General features: G+C 69.9%; 2 protein-coding genes. Both read right to left on the minus strand.

Going from position 1 to position 6,591, the window contains the following annotated elements; genetic code table 11:
* Positions 1-3,981, minus strand: a 3,981-nt coding sequence (locus MJ797_RS23570) for a TIR domain-containing protein (protein WP_239341333.1), incomplete at its 3' end; no start/stop codon positions are given.
* A gap of 135 nt (positions 3,982-4,116) precedes the next feature.
* Positions 4,117-6,192, minus strand: coding sequence for a SpoIIE family protein phosphatase (locus MJ797_RS23575; RefSeq protein ID WP_239341335.1), 2,076 nt, complete (start codon positions 6,190-6,192; stop codon positions 4,117-4,119).
* Positions 6,193-6,591: the final 399 nt, after the last annotated feature.

Here is a 6,591-nt window from a genome sequence, read left to right on the forward strand (position 1 = left end):
GTGGCCGGTCAACGCATGCCGACAACTCCCATCCACCACATCCCACACCCGCACCACCCCATCACCACCACCGCTAGCCAGCAAACCCCCATCCGGCGAAAACACCACTGAGGAGATCACACCCGAATGGGGGACCATGCGGAGGAGAGTTCCGGTATGCGGATCAGCGAAGACCAGTGCGCTCCCGGCGGCGTAGGCGAGCAGGTTCCCATCCAGGGATATGGCAATATCGCCTACCTCGGCGCCGGGCGGTGTCACCAGGACCGGCTGGTCGCGTCCGGTGACTGCCGCGGAACGCAGCTCGGGGCCGTCAAGCACGGCCGGGTCGATCTGGCAGCCGAGCAGAGCGGCCCGAGCCCACCCGCTGCCATCGAGGATCGCGCCGGTGAGGTCGCAGGATGCCAGCCGGGCATGGTCACAATCGGCATCGGTTAGATCAGCACCGGTCAGATCGGCACGGGTGAGGGCCGCGCGGGTGAGGCGGGCGCCATGCAGCACCGCCCGGCGCAACATCGTGTCGGCAAGCCGGACGTCCGTGAGATCGGCATGGGTGAGATCGGCCCCGGTGAGGTCGAGACCATCGAGGTTGACGCCGGGCAGCCGGGCCGCAGCAAGCAACGCGCCCCGCGGCAGGGCCGGGTCGAGCATCCGGGCGAAGGCGAGGGCATTAACCCGGGCGGCGTGGGTGGCAGCCCGGTCGGCGAGCACCGCGCGCGCCCAGCGCAGGGCAGCGTCCCGGCCGGCACGCCCGACGACGAAGTCGGCCATCAGCGCGGAGACAGGCCGCAGGGTGAGCAGGTCCTCCCCGTCGCCGGAACGCAGCCGTGGCACACAGGCATCCGCGAGAAGATATTCCATGACGGAGGCATGGATGAAGGTGAACGTGTCCTCACCGGTGCGGACCAGCAGAGTAGCGGAGCCGACCTGGTGGGCGGCCTGGCCCTCGTCGAGACCATGCGCGTCGAGGGTGGTCAGCACCTGGCTGGTCGTGCTGGCGAGCTCGCTGACGCTGATCGTACGGTCGGTGGTCTGCCACAGCTTGACCGCCAGCGCGGTCAGCGCCTCCCACCGGTCGCTGGTCGTCAGCGCCGGAGCGGCACCGGACGGACGGGCCCGCTCCGCCTCGTAGGCAAGCCAGGAGCCAAGCAGTTCGTGGTAGAGGTCGGCGGACGTGATCGTGCCGGTGCGGGCCTGGACCTGGCGCAGCCGCGCCTCGTCCAGCCGGGCGATGAACCCGAGCATCCGAGGATTCCGGGACAGCCCAAGAAGATCACGGATGTCGTGGATGAGCGCTAACCGGGCCGCCGCACGGGCCTGGTCGCCGTCGTAGAAGCGCGTCAGGAACGCTTCGACCTGGCTGGGGGTGAAGTCTTCCAACTCGGCCACCCGGCCCGCGGTCAACGTGTCCACCCGCCGTGCGAGAGCGGTGCGGACCTGCTGGTCAGACCGGAAATGTTGGCTCCGGCTAGTCAACACGACCTTCGCCTGGCCGTCGAGGGCGTCGAGGAGGGTGACGAGATGGTCGGCGGCCCGTTCATATGTAACCCGCAACGCGAGCTCGTCGAAGCCGTCGAACAGCAACGCGATCCGGCCCTGACGCAGCATGTAGCGGAACCGTTCCCGGTCGAACCGGGTAACCCCGGCGGCCATGAGGTGCGCGGCGACAAGCTCATCCACCCCGTGGGTTTTCTCCAGGTGACGCAGCTCGACCAGCAACGGGATAACGTGCGGCAGCCGGTCCGGCAGGGTACGGGCCAGTTCGTGCAGCAGGAACGTCTTGCCCCGGCCGAAGTCGCCGAGGAGCAGCACGAACCGCGCCTCGTCGGCGGCGAGCCAGTTGACAACCTCCTCGAGCGCGTCATCGCCCGCCCGTTCTTCCCTGCTGTCCCTGCCGTCCAGGCCCCGGAACCGCTGCGGGAGATACAGCGGCGGCGGGTAGAGCGGGTCGCGCTCGAGCCGGACGGTCTGCGCCGCGACATACTCCCGCAGGTCCATCAGCCCCTGGTACGCCACGAAGCTGATCAGCCGGACACCTTGCCGCCACGCGGCGTCGACCAGATCCCGCCCGGGCAGCTCGCCGCCGTACACCAGGTCGGAGACAAGCTGGGGATCAGTCGCCGCGTACCCTCGGTGCACGTGGCGGGCGAAGACCTCCACCGCCGCCGCGTCAGGATCATGCTCGAGGACGCCGACGGGATGCTGGGTGACCATTGCGCCGTCCCGGCAGGTGACCCGCAGGTAGCCTGGGCCGGCCATGGTGGGGCCGATCTCCAGGACGCTTGCGTCCCCGGGCTGCCCGGCGTGCCGCAACCGGGCGACCTCGGCGACCCGGGCGATGAACCGGTCGGGATCCGGACCGGACCGTCGCCCCCTCAGGTCGGCGGCCTCGCCGTCCAGGTCATGACCGGGCCGTCGCCCCCTCAGGTCAGCGGCCTCGCCGTCCGGCGCCCTCTCGGGGAACGTCGCGTCGGCCGATACCCAGACCCGGCCGAGGCGGTCCCGCCGGCTTGTCCCCGCCGATCCGTAACTGCTGGTTCGGTCAATGGCGCTGTCCGCCCAGTCGTGGCCGCCCGCCCGTAACGTCCGGCCCCACCGCGAGACACCGTGTCGGTCGATCCGCACCAGCTGATAGCTGGCCAGCGCACCGACTGTGCCGCTGGCGGCGGGCAGCGACAACAGCCCGTCGGGTGACGCGGGCGGGCCCGCGCCGGTGGCCCCGCCCGAGCGACCCGGCAGCAGGAGGTTGAGCCGGGGGCCGACGTCGCGCAGGACCGCGGCCGAGTCCGCCAGCACCTCGTCCTCGTCCGAGGCGGAACCAGGCATATCCAGCCCATGGTGGACGGCGCCGACACGCAGCCAGCCCCGCCGCTCGTACTCGGCGAGCTGGTCGACGAACCATCGGATCTGCGCCGCGCCGGCCAGGCCCTGCCGCTCATCAGCGCGGTGGCTGACACCGATGGTGGAGTTCAGCCCGGCGACCACAATCTTCAGGTCGTCGACCGGGAACAGCGACCACTCCTGCCCCACCGCGAACGTCGCCGTTATCGCGGTGCCGTAGAAGGCGGTGATCATCCGCTCGAAATGCCGCCACTTCGGCCAGTACGGGGGCACCGGCTCGACCTCGTCCGCCTCGCAGCCATCGAAGTAGGCGCGGCACGCCGCCTGGTTGACATCCCGGCTGCCAGGGACGACCACGAACCGGTGCTTCGGCAGTCCCCACCTGCTCAACAGCCCGTCGAACAGGTACACGGCCTGTCCATACTCACTGGCCCGGCCGTGCTCGGCCACATTTCCGGTGACCACGAGCAGGTCGGGGAGACAGCCATGCACGGCCGCAAGCTGGTCCACATCGGCGGCCAGCGATTCCGCCAGCCAATCCATATCCGTCTGCGTGCCGGGCCGGCCCGCGCGCACCTCGGGGAGATGGAGCACCGTCACCGCGTCCCGCAACGCTTTGCGCCGTGCCGCCGCCCCCGGGGACGGTGTCCCGGACCCGCCAGCCGATAAGCTCATTCCCGGAAAGGCCGGCTCCGTTTTTGTTGTTCGGGGTACCGGTGGGATCATCCCACCGGGGAAGACCGGCTCCGCCGGTGGTTTTCCGCGCTCGTTCCGGGCCGCGGCCAGCAGCCGTAGCCGGGCGGTGCCCCGGTCCAGGCCGAACAGGTCTACCGTGACGAGCTGGCCCAGCAGGCCCGGCCGGGCACAGTCCTCGATCCGGAACGCCAGCAGCTTCCGGTCCCGACCGGACGGATCGGCCCCCCAAGCCGCCTGCCACTCCGCTTCCGCGAAAGCGGACTCCAGATAGGCGCTGGAGAGCACCGCCACCGTCCGCACGGCGTCTCGGGCCGCCCGGTGCATCTCGCTGACGAAATGCGATCCGGCTCCGAAATCCCATGCCTGGATCAGCGCCCGGTATCCGGCGTCCTCCAGCACCCAGGCAATCCACTCCGCCCACCGCGCATCCGCCCCCGTGTACGACACGAAGAAATCTACGCTGTCGACACCCCTGGTGCGCTGCGCATCAGACCGTTCTGCCCCTGTCACCCTGCCAGACTGCCAGAACCCCACCCAATCCACCTCACCACCTCAGCGACCCGGCCGGGCGGGTCCGGCTGGTCATCGATCACGCATAGGGTGGGTGGGTGGTAGCGACTGTTCGGCCCAGATGGTCTTGCCATCGGCGGTGTGGCGGCTGCCCCAGCGCTTCGTGAGCTGGGCGACGAGCAGAAGGCCCCGGCCGTCCTCGTCGAAGGCGTGGGCGCGGCGCAGATGTGGGGCGCCACCGCTGGCATCGGAGACTTCACAGGTCAGGGTGCTGGTCCGGATCAGCCGTAGCTCGATCGGGCCGCGGCCGTGGCGGATGGCGTTGGTGACCAGCTCACTGACCACCAGCTCGGTGGTGAACGCCAGCTCGTCCAGGCCCCAGGCCGCGAGTTGATCGCCGGTTTGGGCGCGGGACCGGGCGACGACCGCCGGTTCGGCGGGCAGCTCCCAGGAGACGACCTGGCTGTCGTCCAGGCCGTGGGTACGGGCGATGAGCAGGGCTGCATCATCGTTCGGGTGGCTGGGGAGAAGGCCGTCGAGCACGGTGTCGCAGGCGGCGTCCAAGGACGGTGCGGGTGTGGCCAGGAGCCTGCACAGATCGTGCAGGCCGTCGTCGATGTCGCGGTCGCGGGATTCGACCAGGCCGTCGGTGTAGAGGACAAGCAGGCTGCCAACGGGCAGCGTAAGCTCGATGGCCTCGAAGGGCAGGCCGCCCAGGCCCAGAGGCGGGCCGGCGGGCACGTCGAGAAAGGTCACTGTTCCGTCCGGAGTGACCAATGCCGGCGGGGGATGGCCGGCACGGGCCAGCGAACAGCGGCGGGACACCGGGTCATAGACCGCGTACAGACAGGTGGCACCGATGTCACTGGTCGCGTCGATGTCCTCGGTGGTGGCGTCGGCGGCGAGGCCCTCCTCGACGGCCAGTCGGGTGACCACGTCGTCGAGGCGGGTGAGTAGTTCCTCGGGGGGCAGCTCGCCGTCGGCGAGAGTGCGCACGGCGGTACGCAACCGACCCATGGTCGCTGCGGCGTGGACGCCGTGACCGACCACGTCGCCGACCACGAGAGCGACCCGCGCGCCGGACAGCGGGATCACGTCGAACCAGTCGCCGCCCACCCCGAGTTCGGAACCGGCGGGCCGGTAACGGGAGGCGACGTCCACCGCGGCCTGCACGGGCAGCCGCTGCGGGAGCAGGCTGCGCTGCAGAGTGAGGGCGACGGCGTGTTCGCGGGTGTAGTGGCGGGCATTGTCGATCGCCACAGCTGCCCTCGCGCCGAGCTCCTCCGCCAGGAGGAGATCGTCCTGCGTGAAGGGGTCCAGGTGGGCGTGACGGGCGAAAACCGCCACACCGAGGATGCTCCCGCGGGCCCGCAGCGGAACGAACATCACGGAATGGAATTCATGATCGTAGGCTGCCGCGGCCCGGAGGGGATTGTCCGCGACCCAGCGGGCCATCTCGGGGTCCGTGGGCCGGTGCAGGATAGGACGGCCGGTCACCAGGCAGCGGGCCGGTGGTGAGAACTGCGGATAGGTCTCGACCTGTCCCAGCTCGACCACGACCGCCGGGCGGCCGGCAACGGCGGCCTGGTGCGCCACGCGGCGCAGCGCGACCGGGCCGGTGGGCTGACCGGGCGTCGGGTCACCGCCGTGGTACACCGAGTCGAGCAGGTCGACGCTGACCCAGTCGCTGTAGTCCGGCACGGCCAGCTCAGCCAGTTCCTGGGCGGTACGCGTCACGTCCAGGGTGCTGCCGATCCGGCTGCTCGCCTCGTTGAGCAGGGCCAGCCGTTCCCGCGCCCGGTACTGTTCGCTGATGTCGAACCCGGCGGTCAGGATACCCTGGACCCGGCCGGCGGCATCCTTGATCGGCGAGATGCTCGCAGCCCACGCCCGCTCACGACTGTCACCCGGCGCCCGTGCGACGTTCTCGTGGCGCTCGCTCTCGCCCGTCTCCATTACCCGGCGCAGCTGCTGGGTGATGCCCTCGACGGTGGGGTTTCCGGGCAGCAGGTCCGCCAGACGCTGCCCGCGCAGGTCGCCGTCGCCAAGTGCGAGCAGGCGGCGCACCGCGGAGTCCATCCGTCGGATTCGCAGCTGCGTGTCATAGACTGCCAGCAGGAGTGGTGACTGGGCCAGTGCCAGCTCCACCAGCGTCGCGTCGTCACACGTAGTCCGCCGGTCATCAACCGGCGAGGTGGACCGACCGTGACGCGGTGATACGGAAACGTCAGAATGGTCGCCGAGAGCATCATCGCATCTACCCATGGCTGTCGATCCCACCCTTACCGCTGGCCTCCGCATCCCGCAAGGAAACCCGCATGTCAGGGCGCTGTCCACACGACCACACATGATCCCAAATGAAGGGATTGCCAGGCTGCGGGGGAAGCAGTGGCAGGCGGACGCGCGGTGCGCGACGGAACCTGAACCTTCGGTTCGTCCCAGGACCTCGGCATGATGACCCATCTATGATGGGCGGTGACTTTGAGCGGCAAGGAGTGGAAGGGCGCTCGGTCTCGGTCCCCGGCTATTCTCTCGGTTGCTTCCTTT

The organism is Protofrankia sp. CiP3 (assembly GCF_917627345.1).
Taxonomy (GTDB): Bacteria; Actinomycetota; Actinomycetes; order Frankiales; family Frankiaceae; genus Protofrankia.